We start from the raw sequence: 24,215 nt of genomic DNA on the forward strand, positions 1-24,215 counted from the left end.
AGAGTAGGTATCCTGTACGGCCGATGTATGGCGTCGCGCGATCGTCGTGGCATGACCGGAATCTCGGCGACACCGGCCGTCCACGGACACGGCCTGGCCACGGGCGAGCCGGTCGTCCGTGCCAGGAGCCTGGTCAAGCGGTTCGGCGACATCACCGCCGTGGACGGTGTCGACTTCACGATCCGGTCAGGGGAGGCCTTCGGTTTCCTCGGCCGCAACGGCGCGGGCAAGACGTCCACGATGCGGATGATCGGCTGCGTGTCGCCGCCGAGTGATGGCCGGCTGACCGTACTCGGCATGGATCCTGTACGAGAAGGCGCTTCGGTCCGGGCACGACTGGGTGTGTGTCCCCAGGAGGACAACCTCGACCTGGAGCTCACCGCGCGGCAGAACCTGACCACGTACGCGCGTTACTTCCGGATCACCCGTGCCGAAGCCCGGCGGCGGGCGGATGACCTGCTGCGGTTCGTGCAGCTTGACGATCGCGCCGCCAGCAAGGTGGAACCGTTGTCCGGCGGGATGAAACGCCGGCTGACGATCGCCCGTGCGCTGATCAACGATCCGGAGATCGTGCTGCTGGACGAGCCGACCACCGGCTTGGACCCCCAGGCCCGGCACCTGGTGTGGGAACGGCTGTTCCAGCTCAAGCAACGCGGCATCACGCTCGTGCTGACCACTCACTACATGGAGGAAGCGGAGCAGCTCTGCGACCGTCTGGTCATCATGGACGGTGGCCGGATCGTCGCGCAGGACGCGCCCCGTGCGTTGATCGACGCCCACTGCACCAAGGAAGTGGTCGAACTCCGCTTTGCCGCCGAAGACCACGAGTCCTGTGCGGACAAACTGGTCGGCATCGGCAGCCACGTCGAGGTTCTGCCTGACCGGCTGTTGCTCTACACGGATGACGGCGACGCGATCGTTCCCACCGTGTACGAGCGTGGTCTGCGGCCGTCGGGAGTTCTGGTGCGGCGCAGTGGTCTGGAGGACGTGTTCCTGCACCTGACGGGCCGCACGCTGGTGGAGGCATGAATGGCGCATCCCTCGGTCGCGGTTCTGGAATACCACTTGGCGGGCTACCGGCGAGTGTGGCTCAGCACCGTGGCCAGTTCGCTGGCGATGCCGATCCTGTTCTTCATCGGTATGGGACTGGCGGTCGGTTCCTTTGTGGACCGCGGTGGCGCGCTTCCGGTGCCGTACCTGCAGTACATCGCACCGGGTCTGATCGCCTTCGCCGGTCTGCAGATCGCGGTCGGCGAAGGTGGTTTTCCGGTGCTGACCAATTTCAAGTGGCAGAAGGTCTACGACAGCATGGCCGCGGCGCCGTTGCGCGTCGGTGACATGATCCTCGGCAGGCTGGGATACATCGCAATCCGTGTGATGGTGGCGGCCATCGCCTTTCTGGTGGTGATGCTCGCTTTCGGCACGGTCGGGTCCGTCCTCGCGGTGGTGACGCCGGTGGTCGTGGCCTTGGTGGGCGTGGCGTCCGCGGCGCCGATGTTCGCCCTGGCGGCCAGTGTGAACAGTGCGAACGCCATGGCGGTGATCAGCAGAATCGGGGTGCTGCCGATGATGCTCTTCTCCGGCGTGTTCTTCCCGGTCGAGCAGTTGCCAGCTTTCGTTCGTCCGGTCGCTTATGTGCTGCCGCTGTGGAACGGCGTGGAATTGTGCCGCGCGACAACGCTTGCGATGACCACCACCTGGCCCGCGTTCGTCCATGTCGCGGTACTCGTCGCGTGGGCGGCCGGTGGATTCTGGCTGGCGTGGTCGAGATTCCGCAAACGGTTGGGGAGCTGATGGTCGCGGTGATGCTCGGTCGTGTCGTGGCCGGAGACGTCGTGCGTCCAGCCCACGTGGGCGCGGTGACCGCACGTGACCTGACGCTGATCCGTAGCGCTGGTTCGTATTTCTGGCTTGTGCTGTCCGGTTTCGCGGAGCCGCTGCTGTACCTGCTCGCGGTCGGTTGGGGTGTGGGGTCGTTGGTCGGTGCCATACCGCTCGAAGACGGCCGTTCCATTTCATACCAGGCTTTCATCGCGCCGGCTCTGCTGGCCACGTCGGCGATGAACGGCGCGCTGGCCGAGGCCACCATCAACTTCTTCGCGAAACTGCGCTACCTGAAACACTACGACTCGGTGCTCAACACTCCGGTGACACCGGCGGAAGTCGCGTTCGGCGAACTGATGTGGGCAACGATCAGGGGCGCGCTGTACAGCGGGGCCTTCCTGCTGGTGATGATCATGATGGGCTTGGTCACGCCATGGGCGGCACTTGCCGCGTTCCCGGCAGCGCTGCTGATCTGCCTGGCGTTCAGCGCGGTGGGACTAGCGATGTCCACCTTCATGCGTGACTGGTCGGACTTCGAATACTCCGGTGTCGTGCAGTTCGCGTTGTTCGTCTTCTCGGGGACGTTCGTGCCGCTGTCGGTGTTCCCGGAACCGGCCCGAATCCTGGTCGAACTGACGCCGCTCTACCACGGTGTGGAACTGACCCGAGCGATGACACTCGGCCCGCTCGACTCCACCTCGCTGGTGAACCTGCTCTACCTCCTTGTGCTGATGGTGGCGGCGACGGCGGTGGCGGCCCGTCGGATGCGCCGTCGGCTGCGGCGGTAGCACGCCGGAGTTCTCATGTCCATGTTCGCCGATCGCGACGTGACCGGTGCGAAGACCACAGTGGACAGGCGGCCGCGGACCCGCAAGCGTGCGTGTCCCGCCACGGTGATCAACAGCGAGGCGGCCCGTTGGCAACGCCGACGAGTTCGAGCGATGCCGTTGGCTCGGAAGCGGGACGAAGATTCGACGCGGCGCCTACTTCCCCTTCGCCCTCCGGCCCGAGAGCCTGCATCGGCGCGGCGGTGGCCGCGACAGAGATACGCACCGTGGTGGCCTGGTGGCCGAACTCCGCCGCAACTTGGTTCACCGTCTCCGACCCGGAAACCGTGCGGCTCCAACCAGCCTTGTCCCTCCGCCCCGCCGGTCGTTAGCGGACTTTGCGGACGAGGTTGGTGTAGCCGGCGATGGCGAGCGTGGCCAGGGCCCAGAGGGTGGCTTGCAGGAGCCAGATGGTGGCGGTGAACCATTGGCCTGCGGTGCTGGTGGTGTCCAGGTCGCAGCGGGTTCGCACGCCGGTGGAGGCGAGGGGCAGGCCGCGGTCGATGCCAAGTCCGATTTGTTCGACCAAGGAGCACTGCGCAGGCGCGGATGTAGTGGTCGCGGGCGGGCTCACTGGTTGCGTGGGCTGAGTGCTTGGTTGGGGCGGGCGTTGGGCGGCGTGCTGACCGTTGGTGGTGGGGGTGTTACCGGCCCACACGCCCAGTGCTCCCGCAAGGGCCAGGACGGCTAGAAGGGCGAGGGCGATGCGGCCGGTGCGGTAGCCATACCCGCCCAGTGCGCCCCAGGTTGCGTGCAGCGTGCGGCGGAGCGGGCCGCCAAGATCACCCCGAACACGGTGATCTTGTTGTTGGACGATGAGAATCTGGCGGCTGTCGCGGTCGTGTCCGGCGGCGGTACGTACCGCGGCCAATTGCTGGTAGGGCTGTGGCCGGTAGTCGGAGGTGTGGTGACGCAGCAGGTGTAGCCACTGACCCCACGACACCTCAGCCAGATCGGTGTAGGTGAACCCGTTCAGGCCGATCACACGGTCGGAGTCCGGGCACGTTCGGCTCACCTCCCGTCGGCCGGACGGACACATGACGCTGGCGGGCAGAACCAGCAACGAACAGCGCGCATTAGCCACGTTCAGCGTAGGTCCGGTCTTGTTGCTCAATTGGGCCGTGCTGAGGTCGAGTCGGCCGGTGATGTGGGCGCCGAGCAGTCGGACGGCGCTGTGCTCGCCTTCCCCGGTCGCGGTGAACCCTTCCCGCAAGAACAGGCTGCCGTCGACCCGGAGCCTGTCCGCGCCCAGGGCCGGTCCGGTGTCGTTGGTCAAGCGGGCCGTGCTGAGGTCGAGTGAGCCGGTGATGTGGGCGCCGGGCAGTCGGACGGCGCTGTGCTCGCCTTCCCCGGTCGCGGTGAACCCTTCCCGCAAGAATAGGTCACCGTCGACCCGGAGCCTGTCCGCGCCCAGGGCGGGTCCGGTGACGTTGCTCAGCTGTGCGCCATCGAATTCAGCGTTTCCACTGATTGCGGCGCCGAGCAATCGGACGGCGCCGAGTTCCCCTGCGCCGGTCGCGGTGAGCCCGTTGCGCAAGAACAGGTCACCGTCGACCCGGAGCCCGTCCGCGTACAGGGCGGGTCCGGTGCCGTTGGTCAACCGGGCCGTGCTGAGGCTTAGTTGGCCCGTGATGTGGGCGCCGAGCATTCGGACGGCGCCGAATTCGCCTGTGCCGACGGCTGTGAACCCTTCCTGCAGGAACAGGCCGCCGTCGACCTGGAGCCTGTCCGCGTTCAGGGCGGGTCCGGTGTCGTTGGTCAAGCGGGCCGTGCTGAGGTCGAGTGAGCCGGTGATGTGCGCGTCGAGCAGTCGGACGGCGCCGTGTTCACCTGTGCCGGTCGCGGCGAATCCCTCTGTCAAGATCAGGTCGCCCTCGACCCGCAGACCTTGCGCGTCTAGTACGGACAGGTTGCAGCCGGTCAGCGTCAGCCAGGGCAGGCGTGCACGGCGGAATTGTGCGGACTGGTCGATCACGCAGCGGTGAAGTACAAGGCCGACGTCGGCTTTGACATGGTTGGCGTCGAATTCGCCGGTGACCCGTGCCCCAGTAAGGCGGACCCCTCGAGGGTCCAGGTCTCCGTGCCAGCCCAGCAGCAGTTCCCGCAGCAACCTGGCGCGTACCAGATGGTCTGGACTGGTTGACGTTCGTAGTTCGTCCACTTCAAGGCGGCTGCATACCCGTTGCCGGCCACGGCGGGCGGCGTCGATCAACGCCCGCTCAGTCTCGGTGAGATCGGTCAGCACGCCAGGACGCGCGGCCGGGTCCGCGCCAGTAGCTACCACACCCGGCATGGTGCACCAGAGATGCGGTTCGGTACACGGCGCCTCGACAGCGGCACGTCCCTGGACACTTATCGGATGCGCTAACCGGTCTTCGACTATGCGACCGGCTATTGAGTCGAGTGCTGACCATCCGCTCAAGAAAGCTGTTCTGGATCATTTGATCAATACTGGAGGCCAGGACGCGGTACAGCCTTTGGTGGCCCCCACAAGGCGGCCGTGTCGTAGTCGCCGTCCCACCGGCGGGATAGCATCCGACCGACGGCGGCAGCCGATCCTTCGCTTGTCCTGAGCTGGTGTGGTCAGGAGCATGTCCAGGTGGCTGGTACCCAGGTTCGGTCGTCTGCTGACCTGCGCTGCCCGGCGAGTTCGCCGGTCTCCATCACCGCGTAAACCCGTTCACCGGCAGGGACATTGCCGACGAAGGTGGCCTCGCGCCACACGCCCAGTGTCCCCGCGGTGCCGCCTGTCGGGGTGTACCAGGCAACGAGCTGCCCGCGGGAGTTGATGCCTCGAGGAGTGGGGCGGTTTTGAGCCTCGTATCGGTATACCAGGCTTCCCATGGTGTCCCACTTGTGCATGCCGGTGTAGTCGCCGAACGTGTGGCCGAGAGCGTGACCGTGTTGGAACAGCTGGACTTGGAGGTTGGGCGAACCGGCGAGCCGGCTGGTGGTCCCGTCCGGCGACCACACCAACCCTTTCTCTGTCACCACGTGGCCCGCATTGTCGATGCCGACTGCCACGTCGTCGGCGATGATCTGGTAGGTGCCGGGCTGGTTCCGCTTCCATACGACGCTGCGGTAGGGCACCGGGAAGCCGTAGGCGATACCGACGATGTCGCCCGCATCGTTGATGGCGCTGGCAGACGCGTCGCTCCCAGGAGGGCTGGGAAGCGTCTGGAACGAACCGTCACGGTACACGAACGCCGTGCGCGAACGCCCGTCCCAGCCAACGATTTCGCCACTGCCGTTGACGCCGGAGACATCGATGGAGGTGCTGACTGGAGCATCCACATCGACGAGTTCGCCGTTATGCCAGAGCAGCAACATTCCGTTGGTCGCCTGACCGGCCAGGTAGCCGTTCGACCCTGCCGCCCACACCGCGCCGCCTGTCACACCCGCTGGCAGCGGCAGATACGACGGCGTCCACGTGCACAGATCCTGAGTCTGGGCCTGCACGGGAACGGCCCCCGCCATCAATAACGAGAACGCCGCACAAACGGCCATCATGCTACGCATCTGACCCCCAAGAAAGTATGCTACCGCAATGCTCGGAACGTACCACGTCAGTGACTTGTCGCACCATCGTTCACGTTTCTGAGGCGCATTCATGAAACGGCGGGGCGGACGGACGCCGGCTCGCTACGTCATGTGGGCTATTGCGGTTGTTGGCTTCGTGAACGTCTGACAAGGAAACGGCGGATTGTGACTGCGCCGCCCGCCTTCCCTGCACGATTCCCAGCACTGCGGGTCGGCGCACCTGGCGGCAGGGACGGCCGCGGCTCGTGTGGCCCCGGAACAGTGGATCGGTCACTGGCGGTGTATGGGCTTCACGAGCCGCCCGAGGACGATAATGCACATCCGAGCGCGTGGAAGCCGGTCCGAAGCAGCGTCCCTACCGGACCGAGCAGCATAGATCGCTCACTCGGGATTCCCGGGTGGAGCGTCGTCGCAGTCGGTCGCCATCCCGCGGTGGCACCCTGCGGCCGAGGACGTATGGCCACCCTTCTCGGTATGGCTCAGCTCCATTGTCCTTACCGTCGGTGAGCCACCTTCATCAGTACGAGTGATTGCGGTTCCCGGACCGGGGAAACCCCCTGGCGCCACAAGGGAGTCCATGTCAGGCTCCTGGTGCGAAGCAGTCGGACAGGATTCGAGCGGTCCGTTCCGCGTCGGTACTCCCGGCAACCGCTGTCCCGGATCCGGCACTTCGGTTGTTCCGGTGCGTTGCACTGGCCGGACGAAGGCGGCGTTCGTCCTGGCGCGCAAAACAGCGGAACCCTGAAAGGACAAGATGACTGGCACGAGCACCGGACTCCTGGCGACTGCGCGGACGCATTGACTGCGCCCCAGGGGATCATCACGACAAGCGGGAGTTCACCGCCACGTGTTCGGCCCCTGGTCACGCGGATCGATGAGTCCATTCAGGAACCCGGCTCTCCAGCGGACGTGACCCGTGACGCAGATCCGCCGGTACCGCCGCCGAACCGTCGCGGAAGTTCGAACCATCCATCGAAGGCCTCGTAGATCCGGAGTTGGCCATGAGTTTGCAGCGCGTGATCACCGATGAGCACGATTTGCAGATCGCTCCCGTGTTCGCCCAGCGGATCGACGAGGACGTCGTTCCCAAGGGACGGCTGCCGGAGAACCCGATGCCCGCGGGTGTCGCGGCCGGCATCGTGCAGTCCCGGTTGTTGCTCGACGGCCGGGCGGCGCTCAACCTGGCCACGTTCTGCACGACGGCGGCCGAGCCGGAGCTGGAGCGGATCTACGCCGAGACCGCGTCGATCAACCTGATGAACCGCGAGGAGTATCCGGCGAGTTCCCAGATCGAGCAGGAGTGCATCAACGCGCTGGCGGACCTGTGGCACGACGACGACGGCCGGTTCATCGGCTGCTCCACCAGCGGCAGTTCGGAGGCCGCCATGCTGTCCGGTTTGGCCATGCTGCGCCGCTGGCGCGAGCGGGGCGGCACCGGCAGGCCCAACATGGTCTTCGGGACCCACGTGCACGTCTGCTGGCCGAAGTTCTGCAATTTCTGGGACGTGGAGGCTCGGATGGTGCCGTTGGCCGAGGGCCGCACCGTCCTGGACCCGGCACTGACCGCGGAAGCGGTGGACGAGAACACCATTGGCGTCGTGGCAGTGCTGGGCAGCACGCAGGACGGGCGTTACGACCCGGTCGCGGAGATCGCGGCCGCACTCGACGACGTCGCCGCGACCCGGGGCGTGGACGTGCCGCTGCACGTGGACGCCGCGAGCGGCGGGTTCGTCGCGCCGTTCCTCGACGTGGACTTCGCCTGGGACTTCGCACTGCCCCGGGTGGTGTCGATCAACGCGTCCGGGCACAAGTTCGGCCTTGTCTACCCCGGCTCGGGCTGGTGCCTGTGGCGGGACCCGGAGTACCTGCCCGAGTCCCTGATCTTCGACTGCAACGTGCTCGGCGGCCACCATCCCACGTTCACGCTGAACTTCTCGCGGCCCGCGTCCGGTGTCATCGCGCAGTACTACCAGTTCCTGCGCAACGGGATGGCCGGCTACCAGCTGGTCGCGCAGCGGTGCCAGGAAGTCGCGCGGCACGTCGCGAAGGGCATCCAGGCCTTCGGGTCCTACGAGGTCATCAGCGACGGCGAGGACTTGCCGGTGGTGGCGTTCCGGCTGCGTGACCCGGAAGGGCTGGGGTTCACGGTGTACCACCTGTCCGAGGCACTCAAGGGCGACGGCTGGCACGTGCCCGCGTACAGCCTGCCGCCGAACCTGGAGCACGTGGACGTGATCCGCGTGGTGTGCCGACAGGGGTTCACGCTCGACCTCGCGGCGAGGTTCCTCGAGAGCATGGCCAAACACACCGAACGGCTTGCGAGCCACCCGTTCCCCCTGCCTGAGGCGACGACCGTGCCCACGTTCAAGGACTGAGGTCCATGGTCACGGTCGCGGAACTGGAGAGCGACCCCTACCCGGTTTACGCCCGGCTGCGCGGGCGGGAACCGGTCACCTGGATTCCGGAGATCCGCCAGTGGTTGGTCACCGGCTGGCACGACGTCCGCACGGTCCTGACGGATGTGCAGCGATTCACCACCGACCAGCCGGGCTCGCCGCTGCTCGATCTGTGCGGCGGCACGCCCTTGCTGTTGCGCGAAGGTGAGTCCCATCAGGACGTGCGGGAGGCGTTCCGGCACGACTTCGACGCCCACCGGGTGAACGACTTCGTGGACACAGTCGCCCGGCCGGTCGCGTCCAGGATCGCCGACGAGGTGGTCACGTCGGGGCGAGCCGACCTGGCCGCGGACTACTTCGAGCCGGTCGCGGCGATCGCCATGACCACCCTGCTCGGGCTCGACCCCGGTGCCGGTGCGGACACCCTGCGGCAGTGGGGAAACCTGTTGACGCAGGTGGCCAACAACTTCGGTCGCGATCCCGCCGTGGACAGGTCCGCGGCGGGATCGCTGGCCGACGACGCGGCCGTGACCGAGGTGGTCCGCCGGTTGCGGACAGAGCCGGACAGATCCGTGATCTCCCACCTGCTGCACGCCCACCGACCGCGTGGTGACGCACGACCGGACGCGGACGTGGTGCCAGTGGTGAAGCACCTCGCGCTGAGCGTGATCGAACCCGGCTGGCTGGCAGGCTGGACACTGGTGGCCCTGTGGTCGGCGCCCGACCAGCTCGCCACCGTTCGCGCCGACCGGGGGCTGCTCGGCGCGGCGGTGTACGAGGCGCTGCGGTGGAGTGCTCCGGTCGGCGTGCTGGGCAGACGCACCACGCGGACAGCAACGTTGGGCGGGCGTGAACTCCCGGCGGGCAGCATGATCGCCGCGGCCATCGCCTCCGCCAACCGCGACGAGACGGTGTTCACCGAACCCGACCGGTTCGACCTGCATCGCGACGTCCGCACACACCTCGGGTTCGGCGCCGGGCCGCACCATTGCCCAGCACACCCACTGGTCACCGCCCTGGCACGAACCGCGCTGGACGTGTTGTTCGAACGGATACCGGGCGTGCGGCCGGCGCCGGGCTGGCAGCCGGAACCACACGGCTGGAAGCTACGGCTGCCAGGACCGCTTGCCGCCGTGTGGGACGCGACACCGAGCAGGCATTCATGGCCAGGCGTCTCGGCACTGCCAGCACGCAAGTAGAGGCCTGACGGTTCGGGCGCTCCGGGAAGATGTCGTGGCTGCCGCCGCTTGGCGCGGAGATGGCGCCACCAACGGGTTTCGTTCTGCGGGCTGCCGGCCTAGCGTGATTCGCTGGTACGGATTCGGGCGATGGCCTCGAGCAGCACGGCTTTCGCCACCTCACAAGACTTCTCGGATGGCGTGAGGGTTTGGGCGCTGAGCGACAGCGTCGGCTGGTCGGTGATCGGGATCGCGGCTGAGCAGCTGACGGGCGTGGGATCGATCAGAATCCCGTGGTCGGACTTGACGGTGTTCGTGGACACTTTCACCTCGGCACCCTCGGCGATGAAGATCAGGAGATCGCCATCGGCCCTCGCCAGGCATCCGTTGGTGTCCTCGGGTTTCGCGTGCTCCGGGACCGTGATCCGGAGTCTCCCGGCCGGCGGAACCGTGGCGTCGGCGAGCAAGGCGCACGGATTCACGCGGCGCAGTGTGTCCATTGTGACCGCTTCCTGCACAGTCAGCGGCTGGGCGGGTTCGTTCGCCCTGCCCCAGAGCAGAATCGCGGTGAGGGCGGCGAGAGCCAGGACACCGGCCACGGTCATCGTTCGGATCGCCGTGCGCCGACGAGGTCCGGCCGCATGAGACCGGACAGGAGTGTGAGCGGGCCAGCGGAGTGCGGTCTGGACCTGTTCCTGCTGTCGCGCGATGAGGTGATGGACCGGCGCAGGCCAAGGAACGGCGGCCGACGCGTCGAGCCGGCTCAGGATCTGGGCCGCGGTGGGGCGCTGCCGCGGGTCTTTGGCCAGGCAGGGCTCGGCCAGTTGACGGATACCCGGTGGCACCAGCGCCAGATTCGGTGGCGCGTGCACGACGTTGTAAAGCGTTTGCGGGGTGGAGTCGCCGCTGAAGGGCCCATGTCCCGCGACGGCCGTCACGAGCAACGCCCCGAAGGAGAAGATGTCACTGGCCGACCCGAGTGGACGGCCCTCGGCCTGCTCCGGCGACATGAAGGCGGGCGAGCCCACAATGGACCCGGTGCTCGTCAGCGCCATGTCGCCGTCCAGTGCCCTGGCGATGCCGAAGTCGATCACCCGTGGACCGTCGGCCGTCAGCAACACGTTGCCGGGCTTGAGATCGCGGTGGATCAGCCGGGCCCGGTGGATGTCCCGCAACGCCGAGGCAAGCCCCGCGGCGAGCCGCAGAACGGCGTACTCGGGCAGCGGCCCGGTCTCGTCGACGACCTGCCGGAGCGACGGGCCGGGGACGAAGACCGAAGCGAGCCAAGGCTCGTCCGCCTCCGGATCGGCGCCGACGACCGCGGCGGTGTACGCCCCCGACACCCCACGGGAAACCGACACCTCCTGACGGAAACGAGCGCGGAAATCACTGTCACGAGCCAGTTCGGCGTGGATCTGCTTCACGGCGACAAGCCGCCCGTCGGGCGCCGCGCCGAGGAACACCCGGCCCATACCGCCTTGCCCGAGCGAAGCCACCAGGCGATATGGCCCGATCCGCGCCGGATCATCCGATTGCAGCCGCTGCATGCCCATGTCCTAGCCCAGCACCGGAACGACGGCCTCGGCGAACTGTCTTGCCTGGGAACACGGATCTCCGTCCTTGCCGCCGTAGGTGATGTTCACGGCCTCGGCAAGCCCGGCGGTCGCCTGGCGATGGACCCAGTGGAGATCACAGCCGCCTTCGTCCGGCTTGCGCTGGTACATGGTGATTCCGGCCACCCGCACCGGTTCTCCGGGAAGTGCCGGAGTCCTCATGAACTGGAGCGACAGGCTGGTGGTCGCCGTCTCCCACTCGCACACGCGCAGGCTCCTCTGGACAACCTGGACGGCCGAACCGAGCACACGCTCGGCCAGCGCCTTGCCGATCACCTCGCAGGGATTCAGTGCGGCAAGCGATCCAGCCTGATCCCATTGCGCGCGGCCCTCGCGGATTCGCTTGATCGCCTCAGTCAGTACGGTTTTCGCGCGCTCACACAGCGTGTCCCATCGACCGGTCTGCGCGCGGACCAGAACGGCCCAGCCCGGCCGGCTCAGCAGCGGGACGCGCGCCTCGCAACCACTGGTGCCGGTGTCGACGAAGCCAGGCAGTCCGTCGAAGAGTTCCGGCGTCCCGCCGGTCGAGGTCGTCGCCCCGATCGCCAGGACGACCATGTCGGCATTGGTCCGGAACTCGCACGAGTCGAAATCCGACGGTGGGTTGGGCCTGAGCGGCGCGCTTCCGGGCACCGGCACGCCGTCGAGAAGTGCGCAGGGATTGACCGCCCTCAGTTTGTCGACCGTCAGCGGATCCGGCGGTGAACTGGCCGTTTCGGTGAGAGATGGGGTGGCTGTGCCGGGGTTGTCGTCCACCATGATCGCGCCAACGGCGAGCAATGCCACTACGCCGACCGCCAACCCGATGCCAAGACCGCGCCGTCGCGCCGGTTTCGTGGCCAGAGCGTTGCGGGCCATGGCTTGTTGCTGCGCGATCGCGGCGTGCACCGGTGCGGGCCACGGCTGCGGATCGGGATACACCGGTGGCAGTTCCCGCAGGAGTTGTTCGGCTGTCGGACGCTCGGCCGGATCCTTGGCCAGGCACATCTCCACCACACGCCGCAGTTCGGGCGGCAGCATCCGCAGATCAGGCTGGTGGTGGACGACGTTGTACAGGACCTGCGCAGCCGACTTGCCCGGGAACGGGCCCTGCCCGGTGGCGGCCGTCACCAGCAGCGCGCCCAGTGCGAAGACATCGCTGGCCGGACCGGCCTGCCGGCCCTCGGCCTGTTCCGGGGACATGAACGCCGAGGAGCCGAGCACCGCGCCGGCGTGGGTCAGCTCGGTCGTGCCGTCCATCGCTCGGGCGATCCCGAAGTCGATCACCCGTGGCCCGTCTTCGGCGAGGATCACGTTGCCCGGCTTGAGATCCCGGTGCACCAACCCGGCCTGATGGATCTCGGTCAGTGCCGACGCCAGCCCCACGGCGAGCCGGCCGACCGCCTCGAGAGGCAACGGCCCGGCCAGCTCCACCGCTTCCCGCAACGACGGTCCGGCGATGAAGACCGAGGCCAGCCAAGGAATTTCCGCGTCCGGACCGGCATCGAGGACTGCCGCGGTGTAGGCGCCCGGCACGCGCCGGGAGGCGGCGACCTCCCGGCGGAACCGTGCGCGGAACGCCTCGTCCCGCTTGAACCGGGAATGCACCTGTTTGACCGCGGCCAGCCGTCCGTCCGGTGCCAGCGCTAGGTGAACCCGTCCCATCCCGCCTTCGCCGAGCGTCGCGAGCAGCCGGTAACCGCCGATCTGCCGGGGCGAGCCAGGGCTCAGGTCGTCCATCCGCACCACTCCTCGAGTGAACACGGACGATCTGGGGAAAATCTTGAATCGCTGGTGGAAGCAGGTTGCCGGTGTTCGGGATGACGGGCCATCGAGGACTCCCTCTGGCTACGCGACAGGCGCCCGCGCCTCGGCGGCGGGGGACCGGTCCCCGCTTTCCGGCCGTACGTTCGAGCGGTCGACAACAGCTATGCCAGGACAAGCAAGAAGGGAGTTTGTCATGAAGTTCTCGAGATTCGCTGTCAGTGGGGCAATGTGTGCCGCGCTCCTCGGCTTCGGTGCTGTAACGGCGACACAAGCTGCCGCCGCTGAGTCCTCAGTAGCAGCGCCACAGGTGGCGGCCCAGCCGGTTCCGGGCTGGGAGGTCTACTACGAGAACTGGTTCTACTCGGCGGCCAGCTGCGAGGCACGCGGCAGCGCCATCGTCAATCCCGCGAGTTCCCAGCACATTCCTGGTGCTCTTGACTTTGACTGCTGGCTGGGCTGGGGCGAGACGAGGTGGTCGATGAGCATCCTCTGGTGTGACTGCCGGTTGAGCTCCGGCGACACGAGGCGGTCGATGAGCGTCCACGCGGCCTGACGCGGCCTTCAAGTGCAGGGCCCGGGAATCACAAGTCATGTGATTCCCGGGCCCTGGGAGCATGGGAGCGCTCGGCTCGGTCCGGGTCGGGCGAGTGGTGGTCAACGTCCGGCGTGTTGCTGTGGATGGTGGCGGGCGAGGTGCTGGCGCAGCAGGTCGCGTCCGTAGTCGCCGCCGTTGGGGGTGCGCACGATGGTGTGGACGTGGAACGGTTCGGGCTCGTCGTTGTCGAGGAAGACGCCTTGGTGGCAGTCGTACTCGATCAGGACGACGGGGCTGTGGACGCGGTAGTAGAAGGCGTCGTTGTCGCCGCTCCCGCCGATCCAGGCGATGTGCGTGTCGTCGAGATGCCGCTCGATGCTGTCCATGAACGCGGCGGCGGGACCGTCCGGGAGTCGCTGTGCGTAGGTCTTCACCAAGCGCAGCAGCGACTCTTGTTGCCTGCCGGAGAGTCCGTTGGCCGGTAGCCCCGCGTAGGGGATGATGCGATACGCTCCAGGAATGGTCGATCGCTCACCTCGGCCAGGTGTCAGCGTCGCAGGAGGCCTACGACCGCGCGAATCGACCTGACTCCACGGATCGCGACGTCACCCCCTCGTGAGTGTTTATCAGGGTTAGAACACCGATAGACACTCACGAGGGGAGGTGGTGGGCAGCATGACCACGTACCGGTCGCTGCCGTTGGCGACGACACCCGCGCTGTGCCTCGCTACTTGGTTGCGGCCAGGGAATCCAGGGCCATCGCGTTGTCCAACGAAAGCACGCGCGAGTTCTGTAGTGCCGTGACCTCCCAGCGGTCGTTCTGCCAGGCCATCACGTGCAGTTGCATGGAGTAGCGGGTCGGCAGTGGCTCCTCCTCGCCCGGCATCACCATGCCCATCCGGTGGTGCACCACACCACAACCCGGCTGGACGATCCGGGCGAAGAGCACTTCGCCGTGGACCAGCCGGGAACCCTTCACCACCGTGTCGAAGATCGGCTGGTGGGTCGCGATCATCTGCTCGCGTCCCCTGTGGATGGTGCCCTCCCAGTCCGCGAACACGGCATCCTCCGCGAAGTCGGCGAAGAAGGCGGTGGCGTCACCGCGGTTCCAGGCCTCGTTCATCCGAGCCGGGATGGCGCTCATCGCCTCGACTGACTGTTCCATGCGTTGTCCTTTCCACGCTGTCAGCCCCATGCTGGCCGGGGTGACCGGCGGACGCCTTGATCGTCCGCGCACGGTCGTTGGACATCCGCGCATGGTTGTTGGACGTGAGCGCAGTGGCGTTGTACCCGTACGTGGCCCTGAACAGCCTGCTGAAATGTGCCGGATCGGCGAATCCCCAGCGAGCGGCGACGGCGGCGACCGTCCGGTCGGTCCCGGCCAGGTCCGCGTGGCACCGCTCCAGGCGGCGTCGCCGGATCAGGCCCGCGACCGTCATCGGCTCGTCCTCGAAGAGCTTGTGCAGGCGGCGTACGGACATGTGGTGCGCTGCGGCCACCTTCGCCGGGGTGAGATCCCGGTCGGACAGCCGCGCCTCGATGAAGCCGACGATCCGGTCACGCAGCGCCTCGTCGGGAGCCGGACGCGAATCACCCAGCTGAGCCGACAGCGCCACCGCGACCAGCTCGACCACCGCGGCCGCCGACCTGGCCGCCTCATCGGCACGGAACCCGGTCATCGACCGCGCCATGTCCCGCGCCAGCGACGACACCAGGGCACCGGGGCCGCGGTCACCGCCGATGCGCACTCCGGTCAGCCGGGCGGCGTCGCGCGGCCGCAGCCGCAGCAACCGCCGCGGCACCAGCATGGTCACGCTCCGGGTCGCCGTACTGGCGAACCGCACCGGCCGCGCCGGATCGAGCAACACCAGGTCGCCCGGTCCGAGCATGGCCATGCTGCCGTCCTGCTCGGCCCGCACGTGTCCTCGCGTCACCACGTCGACCTGCCACAACTCGCTGTCGACGGCGCGGGCCGACCGCGCATCCCGGAAACACTCGCCCTCCGGGGTGACCAGCTCGGCCAGCCGCAAAGGTCCCAGGTCGCGGGTCACGACCCCGGCGCGGAAGCCGCGAAGATCGTCACCGGAGTGCCGACGACTGAGCAGAGGCGGCAGGCCGCTCGCCGTGAGCGTCTCCTCGAAAGCATCAAGCCCGCTCATGCGACCTCCGCACACACTCCGATCCGGAGAACCGTCACGCGCTGGAAGATCACCGGCACCCCGACCAGCTTCAATGGTCCTCCGGGAACACACGTGCCCTCCGTGTCAGCGGCGGGCCTCCCAAAGGTAGACCAGCGCGGGCGGGCGGCCCGCGGCAGGCGCAAGCGGCTGGTGGACCGGCTGTCGGAGCCTCACCCAGCGGGAAGGCACTGGCCGGCGGAAAACGTCTGGAGCTGCTCGATCTGCTCGCGGAGGGCGAGCGCACCGTCGACGCCTTGGCCAAGGCCGCCGGGTTGAACCTGACCACCGCGTCGGCGCACCTTCAGGTGCTCAAACAGGCCGGGTTCGTCACACCCGCCGCGAGGGCGTGCGCGTGCACTACCGACTCGCCGGTGACGACGTGGCCCGGCTGTTCGCGCTGCTGCGTAAGGTCGCTGAGAACCACCAGGCCGCCGTGCCCGCCGCCCGCGCCGCCTACCTCGGTTCCAGCGACGCGGCGGAGATCACCCGCGAGCAGTTGGACGTCCGCGTGCGCGCCGGGGAGGTGGTGGTGCTCGACGTGCGACCGATGGCGGAGTACCTGGCCGGGCACATCCCTGGCGCGGTGTGCATCCCGGTTGCGGAGTTGGCCGACCGGATCAACGAGCTGCCCGAGGACATCGAGATCGTCGTCTACTGCCGAGGCGAGTACTGCGTGCTGGCCCACGACGCGGTGCGGCTGCTCACTGACCGCGGCCGTCGTGCCATCCGCCTGGACGACGGCATGCTGGAGTGGCGGCTGGCCGAGATGCCCGTTGACGCGGCCGACCTTACCCAGAGCGCGGAAAACCCCAGATGAGCGGCGGTGTCCCGGCGCCCACACCGGTGAGGTCTCCGCCGGGACTACGACACCCCTGATCCCCACCGACACCCGGTTCGGCCATCGCCCGAGCGGGTGACGGCCGAACCGGCACGCGGTCCGCCGCGACCCTCCCGACAAAGGAACACTCCGTGCCGAGCACCGCCCACGCCGAGACCGACTCTTCTCCACAGTCCCGAGCCCCGCGCCGGGTCCTGGCCATCCTGGTCGGCTCCCAGATCCTCAGCGGCGCCGGACTGGCCGCCGGTGTCACGGTCGGCGCCCTGCTCGCCCAGGACATGCTCGGCTCCACCAACCTCGCCGGGCTGCCCAGCGCCCTGTTCACCACCGGCTCCGGCATCCACATCGGCGCGATGTACCTGCCGTCGCCACTGACCGGCTGGCTCGTCGACCGCTACGGCCGTCTCACGCTCGCCGCCGCCTCCGGCATTACCCTGCTCGCCGCCGGGATCATCGCCGCCACCGCACCCGGCGACTCCATCGCCCTGCTCGCCCTGGCCCTCGCACTGCTCGGCCTGGGCTGGAACTTCGGCCTCGTTTCCGGCACCGCCATCATCACCGACACCGTCCCCCTGGCCACCCGAGCCAAGACCCAAGGCCTGATCGACGTCTCCATCGCCATCGCGGAAGCCACCGGCGGACTCGCCTCCGGCGTCATCGTCGGCACCGTCGGCTCCCCCGTCCTCGCCCTGGCAGGCGGCATCCTCGCGCTGAGCATCGTCCCGGCCGTCATCGCCACGAGGTCGACCGCCGCACGCAGTTGACCGGCGTGACATCGGACGGTTCCTCTGCTTACTGGTTGGATGGAGGCGGTTACAGCCGACCGCGTGGGGTTCGCGTAACGTGATCCCTCTCGATCACCGGGCGGCGGAGCAGGCGGGCTTCATCGGGGTGGGAGCGTATATGGGCCAGCGGTTTGGGGAGGTTCCGCGGGAAGTACCGGCCGCGCCGGCGCGGTATGTCAACCGGGAGGCCGACCTTTCCCTGGCCGGTGGCTGGGTCGTCGCGGGAGCGGGACGTGCCGGGACGATCGGCGTGGTCAGCGGCCCTCCGGGCGTCGGCAAGAGCGCGATGGTGCGCCAGTTGGTCGAGCGAGTGGGTGACTCGTTCCCCGGAGGCCATCTCTACGTCGATTACGCGCTGTTCCAGACCGGTTCGGGTGCCGCAGCGGTTGATGAGGCTGCCGCGCAGTGTCTTCGTTCCTTGGGCGTGGCCGATGGGATGATTCCGGCGACGCTGGCCGAGCGGGCGAAACTGCTGCGGACGCGGACGGCGGGCCGGCCTGTGCTGGTGGTGCTTGACGATGTGACTGAGCCGGCGCAGGTCTCGCCGTTGGTGCCCAATTCGGTGGGCAGTGTGGTGCTGGTGACGAGCAACGAGCGGCTGACCGAGCTGGCCTTGGACGACGCGGAGTTTCTGTCGCTCGATCCGTTGGACGAGGAAGCCGGCGTGCGGCTGCTCGCTGAGGTCTGCGGCAACGAGCGAGTCGCCGCTGAACCGGAAGCCGTTGCCCGGATTGTCGGGCTGTGTGAGGGTTTGCCGATCGCGCTGCGCGTGGCCGGTGCCCGGTTGAAGGAGCGTCCCAAGTTGGCCGCCGCGGAGCTGGCCGACGAGATCGCGGACGAACGGCGTGGCCTGGCAGCGTTCGCCATGCGGGGGAAGCACATGGTCTCACCCGTGTTCACCGTGGCATATCGTCGCCTTCCGCACGATGCGGCGCGGTTGTACCGGTTGCTGGGGCACGCTCCCGGCGTGGACGTCACGGTGGAGCTCGTGGCCGAGGCGATCGATGGTCCGGTCGGTGCCGCTGAGGAGTTGATCGAACGGCTGGGCTCGGCCAACCTGCTGATCGAGGAGCAGCCGGGCCGGTTCCGGATGCTGGGGTTGATCCGGCGGGACGCCGAACAGCGGGCTCGTGCCGACGAGTCCGAGGCGGACTTGGCCGACGCCGTCCGCCGAATGGTGCGGTTCTACCTGCGACGAGCGGCGTTCGCCGACCGTGCCGTGATGGGGCAGGGCCGATTGCGCCTCACCGACCACACCGAGGTGTTGAGCGGTTACCACGATCCGTTCGACGGACCCGGTGGCAAGGCGCGGGCGTTGGCGTGGCTGGATGCCGAACGGGCCAATCTCATCGCTTCGGTTCGGGTGGCGTGGAAACACCACTGGGACCAGGAGGTGTGGCAGCTGGCCGAGGCGGCCACCGCCCTGTATGTCAATCGCCGCTACCTGGCGGACTGGATCGAGTCGAGTGAGCTGGGTGCGAAGGCCGCCCGTCGCTGCGAGCGGCCTGGTGCCGATGCCCGGCTGACCAGTTTCCTGTCCCGCGCGTATCTCGGCAAAGGCGACGTCGAGCGGGCCCGGACCGTGCTGGATTACGCCCTTCCCCTCGCCGAGCGCGTCCGTAACCCGCGACTGGTGGCGTCGATCTGGGAACTGTACGGCCGGTTGCACGACCACGAAGGGAACTACGGAGCCGCGATCGACGCCTACCGGCAGGCACTGGCGATGTTCGACCGAGCACATGACGTGCGAGGCGTCGCCTTCGTGACGTACTTCCTCGGGTGCTCCCTGGACGCTGCCGGGCAGTCCGAGGATGCCCTGGTCTGGTTGCGGCAAGCGCTGGAGGCGATCGAGCGGCTCGGCGAAGATCGCATGATCGGCCGCGTTCACATCGCTGTCGGCCGGGCCCAGGCGCGTCTTGGGCAGTCAACCGAGGCCGTGGCGTCATTGCGGACAGCCATTTCGATCTTGTCGGCCGGTGGCTATCACCACTACGAAGCGGAGGCTTCTCTCGCGTTGGCGGATCTCGTGCCGCCGGACGAACGAGTTCAGGCCGTTCGGCGTGCGCTGGACATCCACACGGCAGCAGGCAGCCCACAGGTCGAGCAGTTGCGCGACCGGCTGGCCCGGCTCACGGGACGACCCGCAACGTGAGCTCGGCGGTTGTGTTGCCAGCGCGCATCGTGAGGTGACCCTCCAGCGGGCGGCGGGCGAGCACACAGGCGTATACCGTCGATGCGAGCAACATCGGGTCGACGCCCGCAGTGGTAGTGCGGACTTCGGCACCGCGGCCGTCTCGAAGGCGCGCGATGCAACCGTCCACAGTGGAGGCGGCGGCGACACGCGCACCCGGATATTCACGCAATGCCCGTTCCGGCCACGTCATCGCGTCCGCCAACAGCATGCGTCTGGTGAGGACAGACGCGTTCGCCGGCAGGTGAAGATCGCTTTCGTCCTCGTCCACGGCCAGATGGCGATGACCGCCCGTCATGGGAACGTCCGCCGGCCGGGCGGCCCGCGGATGCCGGGTGAGCCTCAGCGTGGCCGGATCGGTGAACTGCGTGAACGTGTCGAAGGCGGTCACCGGCCGTCGCTCGAACCGGGGATCCGCGATCCGGGCGACCATCGGAGGTTCCGGTGGCGGCGAGAGATCCATCTCCCGATAGAGGGCATCGCGGAGCAAGGTGGTCGCCGTGCCGACAAAGGCGAACGTGTTGTTTCTCAACGGTTCGAACCGTTGTGGGTCATGCGAGTGGAAGACGCCGTCCACCTGGCTCCGCAGGTCAGTGCCGGGAGTCAGATGGGGTGCGGTGTCACCCAGGGCTTCGATCGGCGTGCCGGGCACGACTTCGTCGTCGCCGAACGCGGCGAGCTGAACAGGCTTGCCGAGCGCCGCGGCGTACAAGGTGATCGATCCGTGGTCACCGATCACCTGATCCGCGGCCAGCAGAGCCGCCTGCCAGCCTCTCGTCGGCTGGAGCAACACCAGTCCCGCGTCCAAGGCGGCCGCCAGCCAGGTCCGTACCTGCAATTCGCCGTACCAGTCCCAGATGTTCGGGTGCAGCACGGCGGCGACCTGATACTCGTCCGTGGGCAGCGCACGCGTCAGCTCCTCGGGAAGTGTCCGCCAGGCGCCCAGTTGGGAGCCGTGGTGCCACGTGGAGCTGAGCAGAACGAGCCGCCGGTCGCCGGTCCCGAGAGCACGGCGGTAGCGCTCGGCGAGCGGACGGCTGGCGATGAGCTGATCGTACGTCGGGTCCCCCGTGACCACTGTGTGGCCCGCGACCTCCGGTGCGACGGCGCGCAACTGATCGACCTGATCAGGGTGCGTCAGGACAACTCGGACGCGACGGGTACGAAGTGCTCCAGCCGGTGGCAAACCGGCCAGGCGGACCTCGTGCGAGCCGGGCACGGGGATGTACTTGTTGAACCCCAGGCCGTGCGGCAGCACCACCGTCGGCGCCGGGCTCACGGTGAAGTCGATGTTCTCACTGGCCGCGATCGCCAGGTGGTGCGGCACATGCCGGACCTTCTCCCAGGGCACTATCCGCCGCACACCGGCCGCGCGCAGCAGGGCTCGGGCGCCGGTGCTGAACGGGGAGGTGTCGTTGACCGTGAAGATCACGTTGACCCGGAAGTCCCCGCGGAAGAGACGCACTGCCTCCAGTAACCGGCCGGTCGAGGTCACCGTCCGGGCGATGGCCAGAACCGTGCGCTCACAGGCGAAGGTTCCCCACTCATCCTCGTGTTCGCCGGAGGGGAACCAGGAATCCTGATCACCGGTCATGACCACCACGCGGACGTCGGACACGCTTTGATGGTGCCGCGAAGCGGAGAAAGCCGCCTAACGGCTTCTGGGCTTCTGGGCTTCTGGGCTTCCGGGCTTCCGGGCTTCCGGGCTTCCGGGCTTCCGGGCTTCCGGGCTTCCGGGCTTCCGGGCGGTATTATTATACCGCCCAAGGGCTGTCCAGGCGACTCTGGGTAGCGTGAGAGGGTCAAGGGGATCACGCTCTCCTCAGGTCTCGTGGGTTGCTGGCAGCAGGCTACCTGCAGCGTCACGGGTCAACGCGTCCCGTTCGGATCTGTGGGACGATCCACACCGGCTGGCAGCCGGGTTCGGTCGTCGCTGAGCGTGACGGCGAGTTGGGCGCTGGTCAGCCCACGTACCTCGCTCAGGTCGGCACCTCGGACGTCGGTTTCGGTCAGATCGGCGTCGTCGAACCGGGCGCCGTGCAGGCGTGCCCCGACCAGGCTCGCCATTCGCATGTCCGCGCCGGACAGGTCGGCGTTCGCCAGACAGGCGCGGTCCAGCTTGGCCCTGCGCAGGTTCGCCTTGACGAGTTTCGCGCCGGACAGGTCCGCTCCGGTGAGGGTCGCGCCGTGCAGTGCCGCGCCGGTCAGGTCGGCCTGGGCGAGGTTGGTGTCGGTCAACCGAGCGTTGGTCAGGTCGCAGCCGGTGAGTCTGGTTCTGGTCAGCTGAGCTTTGCTGAGGTCGGCATCTCTCAGGTCACCGCCAGCGAGAGCGGCACCGGTGAGGTTGGCGCCCGGGAGGCGTGCGCCGGCCAGGTCAAGTCGTTCGCGCTCTCGCCGTCGCGGACGCAGCCGCACGGTGGTGATCGCCGCGCTTACATCGTCCGGCAGTCGCGGAGGCGCGGAGCCGTCGGGAGACGCGCTCGTACGGTGCCGGAGGAAGCCGACCACTGTCTCCAGGACACGATCGTGGTCCCGCGGCGAGTCGGCAAGGATGCGGTCCAACGCACGAATGCCACCCGCCCGAACCGTCTCGTCCTCGGACTCCAGGTGCCCGTTCGCCTTCGAGAACCGGTCGGTGACCTGGCTCTCCCGGGCGAGCCGGTAGTTGCGTGCGGTGAACAGCAACCCACCGGCCACGGCGATACCGGCGACTGCCTGCAGAAGCAGGCCGCGGGTGTTGTGCAGAGCGGCGAGCTGGTCCTTGGGGTCCATCGCCTGGATTCCGGAACCGGTGATCCAACTGGCCAGCGGGCCGAGCAGGAACCACAGCGTGGTTATGACGCAGACGATTGTGGCGACTGCGGCAATCGCAATTCCGACCCATCGTGCTCTCATGCTGTCATCTCACTACGTCACGCAACCACGGGAGCGGTGGGGTGACCGTCGAAGGGACACGTGGAATGTCGCCGCGGGTCGAATAGGAGAGGTTGCCGGTGCGCACCTGACGTACGCACCGCCTGGCCGCGTTGTTCGGTCGGCATCAGCAGGTTGAGCCTGGTCAACCACCGAATGAGTGCAGGCCATGGCCCGTTGATGAACGTGGCGAGTTTCAGCCACGCGCTGACTCACTTCGGCGGCCCTCACCCGGCTGATTCCGTCCGGTGAAGACCGTGACCCGGGAAAACCCGGTCGCGAACGGAGTCCAGAGCGGCCGACAGAGCACATCCGCCGGATTCGTGACCGGTATGCCGCCACACCTGCCACGGGACGGCATGGATACGTTGGGCGCCTATCCATGCTCATTCCAAGGAGTTTCCATGCGACACAAGGGCCTTGTTCCGACGGCGACCCGGCGGTGGCTCGACTCGGTCAGCCTGGCCGTCCTCGTGCCCGCGATGGCGTTCGGCTTGGCCGCGTGCAGCTCCACCGTCGCGGGGACGGGCACCGCCGCACCCAGCGACGGCACCAGCCCATCCGCGACTTCGCCGAGTGCCACGAGCAAATCGAGCAGCGCCAACGCTTCGGCGGACAGCCCGGCTGCCGCGGTCGAGTCCTGGGTCACCCAGATTCTGCAGAAGCGTTACAAGGAGGCATGTCTGGCGAGTGCGCCCGCGATGACCACGGATCAGGACGCCGAGACTCTGTGCAACGGTCCCGAAGTGAAGCGGACATTGGAGTCGCTGCACGAAGCCTGGGCCAAGCCCGGCGTCAAGCTGCCGCCGCAGGCGAAGGTCACGGCGACCGGCGTGACACCCCAAGGCGATACCGTCACGGTGGCGGACACTGCCATCAGCGTTGACGGCCGCACGTTACGCGAGCTCGCGCTCATCGGCGCGACCGGCAACGTCGAATCGTTCAGCTTCAGCCTGGAGGTGAAGAAGCACAACGGGACCTGGCACGTCGGCGACATGAACATCAAGTTCTGACCGCGGATCGGCTCAGTCTCGGTGAACCAGCCGGACCTCGCGGCGCGCGGCGATCGCGCGAGGGACCGCCCAAAGGCGACGCCGACCCGAATGGACGTTCGGGCGGAATCCTTGGTATGCAACGGTTGAGGCGCGACATCGGCGCCGTCGAAGCGGTGGGGGCTCGTCGTACGCGGACGGTTGTTCGCGTACCCGCTTGCTACCTGTTGCGCGGGTCGACTGCGTTACTGATTGCGCTGTCGGCCGCTTCAGATGCTGATCCAGTCAGGTCGTTCGCCGCGTCCGTCACGGTGTCGCTCAATCCCTGTGTCGTGCCGGCCAGGTCTTGTCCCGCGGCGGCCGCGGTGTCCGTGAAGTCACCGGCGGACTGTGTCAGTTGATCAGTGGCTTCCGCGCCCGGGAGTTCCGCACCCGTCAGCTCGGTGACCTTGTCACCGGCGCCGGACATGAGTTCGGAGACCTTGTCCTTGATGATGTCGAAGATACCCATGAAGGTGACCTCTCGTGCCGAGATTGTGGATTGGGCGTTGCTGGGCAGTGCAGGTTTGATGTTTCCTTGGTCGCACCGCGGTCATCTGTCGGAAGAGCAGGTCAACGGCACGACGATGGAACAGTGCACCGTGTCATGAAACGGAC

Annotated in this window: 20 protein-coding genes; 10 read left to right on the top strand and 10 right to left on the bottom strand. The window is 67.7% G+C overall.

Annotated elements, in window-relative coordinates; all coding sequences use genetic code 11:
- Positions 1–51 precede the first annotated feature (51 nt).
- Genes GC106_RS35385 through GC106_RS35395 form a run of 3 tightly spaced genes read left to right on the top strand, consistent with a single transcriptional unit; the run spans position 52 to position 2,612 of the window.
- Positions 52–1,029: an ABC transporter ATP-binding protein gene (locus GC106_RS35385; protein ID WP_217281381.1), complete on the top strand. Its 978-nt coding sequence runs from the start codon at positions 52–54 to the stop codon at positions 1,027–1,029.
- A complete protein-coding gene (locus tag GC106_RS35390; RefSeq protein ID WP_173139605.1) occupies positions 1,030–1,794 on the top strand; it encodes an ABC transporter permease in 765 nt (254 codons plus the stop codon).
- Positions 1,761–2,612 carry an ABC transporter permease gene (locus tag GC106_RS35395; RefSeq protein ID WP_217281382.1) on the top strand — a complete coding sequence of 284 codons (852 nt, stop codon included), beginning with the start codon at positions 1,761–1,763 and terminating at the stop codon, positions 2,610–2,612. Before GC106_RS35390 ends, GC106_RS35395 begins: the two co-directional genes overlap by 34 nt.
- A gap of 367 nt (positions 2,613–2,979) precedes the next feature.
- Here the strand turns inward: GC106_RS35395 and GC106_RS35400 are convergent, their stop codons facing one another.
- The gene (locus GC106_RS35400) at positions 2,980–4,935 is read right to left on the bottom strand and encodes a hypothetical protein (protein WP_173139607.1); all 1,956 of its coding nucleotides are present in this window, start codon (positions 4,933–4,935) and stop codon (positions 2,980–2,982) included.
- Positions 4,936–5,234: 299 nt separating this feature from the next.
- Entirely contained in the window at positions 5,235–6,170 is a 936-nt protein-coding gene (locus GC106_RS35405; protein ID WP_173139609.1) for a hypothetical protein, read from the bottom strand.
- 1,022 nt (positions 6,171–7,192) lie between these two features.
- Between GC106_RS35405 and gad the strand changes: the two genes are divergently transcribed.
- Entirely contained in the window at positions 7,193–8,566 is a 1,374-nt protein-coding gene (gene gad, locus GC106_RS35410; protein WP_173139611.1) for a glutamate decarboxylase, read from the top strand.
- Positions 8,567–8,571: 5 nt separating this feature from the next.
- On the top strand, positions 8,572–9,786 hold the full coding sequence (locus tag GC106_RS35415) for a cytochrome P450 (RefSeq protein WP_173139613.1): 1,215 nt from the start codon (positions 8,572–8,574) through the stop codon (positions 9,784–9,786).
- 98 nt (positions 9,787–9,884) lie between these two features.
- Here the strand turns inward: GC106_RS35415 and GC106_RS35420 are convergent, their stop codons facing one another.
- Both GC106_RS35420 and GC106_RS35425 read right to left on the bottom strand, forming a co-directional pair.
- The gene (locus GC106_RS35420; RefSeq protein ID WP_173139615.1) at positions 9,885–11,312 is read right to left on the bottom strand and encodes a serine/threonine-protein kinase; all 1,428 of its coding nucleotides are present in this window, start codon (positions 11,310–11,312) and stop codon (positions 9,885–9,887) included.
- A gap of 9 nt (positions 11,313–11,321) precedes the next feature.
- Positions 11,322–13,097 (bottom strand): serine/threonine-protein kinase, encoded by a 1,776-nt coding sequence (locus tag GC106_RS35425; RefSeq protein ID WP_173139617.1) that lies wholly within the window; start codon positions 13,095–13,097, stop codon positions 11,322–11,324.
- Between the two features lie 334 nt (positions 13,098–13,431).
- Here GC106_RS35425 and GC106_RS35430 point away from each other — a divergent pair, with 334 nt between their 5' ends.
- Positions 13,432–13,677, top strand: a complete 246-nt coding sequence (locus tag GC106_RS35430; RefSeq protein ID WP_173139618.1) for a hypothetical protein — start codon at positions 13,432–13,434, stop codon at positions 13,675–13,677.
- 101 nt (positions 13,678–13,778) lie between these two features.
- Here the strand turns inward: GC106_RS35430 and GC106_RS35435 are convergent, their stop codons facing one another.
- The 3 genes from GC106_RS35435 to GC106_RS35445 form a co-directional block, all read right to left on the bottom strand.
- Positions 13,779–14,210: a DUF3500 domain-containing protein gene (locus GC106_RS35435; protein WP_173139700.1), complete on the bottom strand. Its 432-nt coding sequence runs from the start codon at positions 14,208–14,210 to the stop codon at positions 13,779–13,781.
- Positions 14,211–14,386: 176 nt separating this feature from the next.
- Positions 14,387–14,824, bottom strand: a complete 438-nt coding sequence (locus GC106_RS35440; RefSeq protein WP_173139626.1) for an SgcJ/EcaC family oxidoreductase — start codon at positions 14,822–14,824, stop codon at positions 14,387–14,389.
- Complete coding sequence (locus GC106_RS35445; RefSeq protein WP_173139628.1) at positions 14,757–15,818, bottom strand: helix-turn-helix domain-containing protein; 1,062 nt, start codon at positions 15,816–15,818, stop codon at positions 14,757–14,759. Before GC106_RS35445 ends, GC106_RS35440 begins: the two co-directional genes overlap by 68 nt.
- Positions 15,819–16,191: 373 nt before the next feature.
- Between GC106_RS35445 and GC106_RS35450 the strand changes: the two genes are divergently transcribed.
- The 3 genes from GC106_RS35450 (at position 16,192) to GC106_RS35460 (ending at position 19,614) form a co-directional block, all read left to right on the top strand.
- Positions 16,192–16,656, top strand: a complete 465-nt coding sequence (locus tag GC106_RS35450) for a rhodanese-like domain-containing protein (protein WP_376777800.1) — start codon at positions 16,192–16,194, stop codon at positions 16,654–16,656.
- Between the two features lie 152 nt (positions 16,657–16,808).
- Positions 16,809–17,441, top strand: a complete 633-nt coding sequence (locus GC106_RS35455; RefSeq protein WP_173139630.1) for an MFS transporter — start codon at positions 16,809–16,811, stop codon at positions 17,439–17,441.
- A 139-nt stretch (positions 17,442–17,580) separates the two neighbouring features.
- Complete coding sequence (locus GC106_RS35460; RefSeq protein ID WP_173139632.1) at positions 17,581–19,614, top strand: tetratricopeptide repeat protein; 2,034 nt, start codon at positions 17,581–17,583, stop codon at positions 19,612–19,614.
- Here GC106_RS35460 and GC106_RS35465 read toward each other — a convergent pair.
- Positions 19,592–21,271, bottom strand: a complete 1,680-nt coding sequence (locus GC106_RS35465; protein ID WP_173139634.1) for a hypothetical protein — start codon at positions 21,269–21,271, stop codon at positions 19,592–19,594. The two genes, GC106_RS35460 and GC106_RS35465, sit on opposite strands and share 23 nt — an antisense overlap.
- 251 nt (positions 21,272–21,522) lie before the next feature.
- Positions 21,523–22,548: a pentapeptide repeat-containing protein gene (locus tag GC106_RS35470; RefSeq protein WP_173139635.1), complete on the bottom strand. Its 1,026-nt coding sequence runs from the start codon at positions 22,546–22,548 to the stop codon at positions 21,523–21,525.
- Positions 22,549–22,970: 422 nt separating this feature from the next.
- On the opposite strand from GC106_RS35470, the gene GC106_RS48310 reads away from it, so the two are divergent.
- Entirely contained in the window at positions 22,971–23,579 is a 609-nt protein-coding gene (locus tag GC106_RS48310; RefSeq protein WP_246367522.1) for a hypothetical protein, read from the top strand.
- Positions 23,580–23,778: 199 nt separating this feature from the next.
- Here GC106_RS48310 and GC106_RS35480 read toward each other — a convergent pair whose 3' ends face one another.
- Positions 23,779–24,069 carry a hypothetical protein gene (locus GC106_RS35480; RefSeq protein ID WP_173139637.1) on the bottom strand — a complete coding sequence of 97 codons (291 nt, stop codon included), beginning with the start codon at positions 24,067–24,069 and terminating at the stop codon, positions 23,779–23,781.
- Between the last annotated feature and the right edge of the window lie 146 nt (positions 24,070–24,215).

It is taken from the genome of Kibdelosporangium persicum, assembly GCF_013280595.1.
Classification (GTDB): Bacteria; Actinomycetota; Actinomycetes; order Mycobacteriales; family Pseudonocardiaceae; genus Kibdelosporangium; species Kibdelosporangium persicum.

Bases quoted from the DNA above. Each gene is read 5' to 3' on its own strand.
- GC106_RS35385 (WP_217281381.1), top strand. From the start codon at position 52: ATGACCGGAATCTCGGCGACACCGGCCGTCCACGGACACGGCCTGGCC.
- GC106_RS35390 (WP_173139605.1), top strand. From the start codon at position 1,030: ATGGCGCATCCCTCGGTCGCGGTTCTGGAATACCACTTGGCGGGCTAC.
- GC106_RS35405 (WP_173139609.1), bottom strand. From the start codon at position 6,170: ATGCGTAGCATGATGGCCGTTTGTGCGGCGTTCTCGTTATTGATGGCG.
- gad (WP_173139611.1), top strand. From the start codon at position 7,193: ATGAGTTTGCAGCGCGTGATCACCGATGAGCACGATTTGCAGATCGCT.
- GC106_RS35415 (WP_173139613.1), top strand. From the start codon at position 8,572: ATGGTCACGGTCGCGGAACTGGAGAGCGACCCCTACCCGGTTTACGCC.
- GC106_RS35420 (WP_173139615.1), bottom strand. From the start codon at position 11,312: ATGCAGCGGCTGCAATCGGATGATCCGGCGCGGATCGGGCCATATCGC.
- GC106_RS35425 (WP_173139617.1), bottom strand. From the start codon at position 13,097: ATGGACGACCTGAGCCCTGGCTCGCCCCGGCAGATCGGCGGTTACCGG.
- GC106_RS35440 (WP_173139626.1), bottom strand. From the start codon at position 14,824: ATGGAACAGTCAGTCGAGGCGATGAGCGCCATCCCGGCTCGGATGAAC.
- GC106_RS35445 (WP_173139628.1), bottom strand. From the start codon at position 15,818: ATGAGCGGGCTTGATGCTTTCGAGGAGACGCTCACGGCGAGCGGCCTG.
- GC106_RS35460 (WP_173139632.1), top strand. From the start codon at position 17,581: ATGGGCCAGCGGTTTGGGGAGGTTCCGCGGGAAGTACCGGCCGCGCCG.
- GC106_RS35470 (WP_173139635.1), bottom strand. From the start codon at position 22,548: ATGAGAGCACGATGGGTCGGAATTGCGATTGCCGCAGTCGCCACAATC.
- GC106_RS48310 (WP_246367522.1), top strand. From the start codon at position 22,971: ATGCGACACAAGGGCCTTGTTCCGACGGCGACCCGGCGGTGGCTCGAC.
- GC106_RS35480 (WP_173139637.1), bottom strand. From the start codon at position 24,069: ATGGGTATCTTCGACATCATCAAGGACAAGGTCTCCGAACTCATGTCC.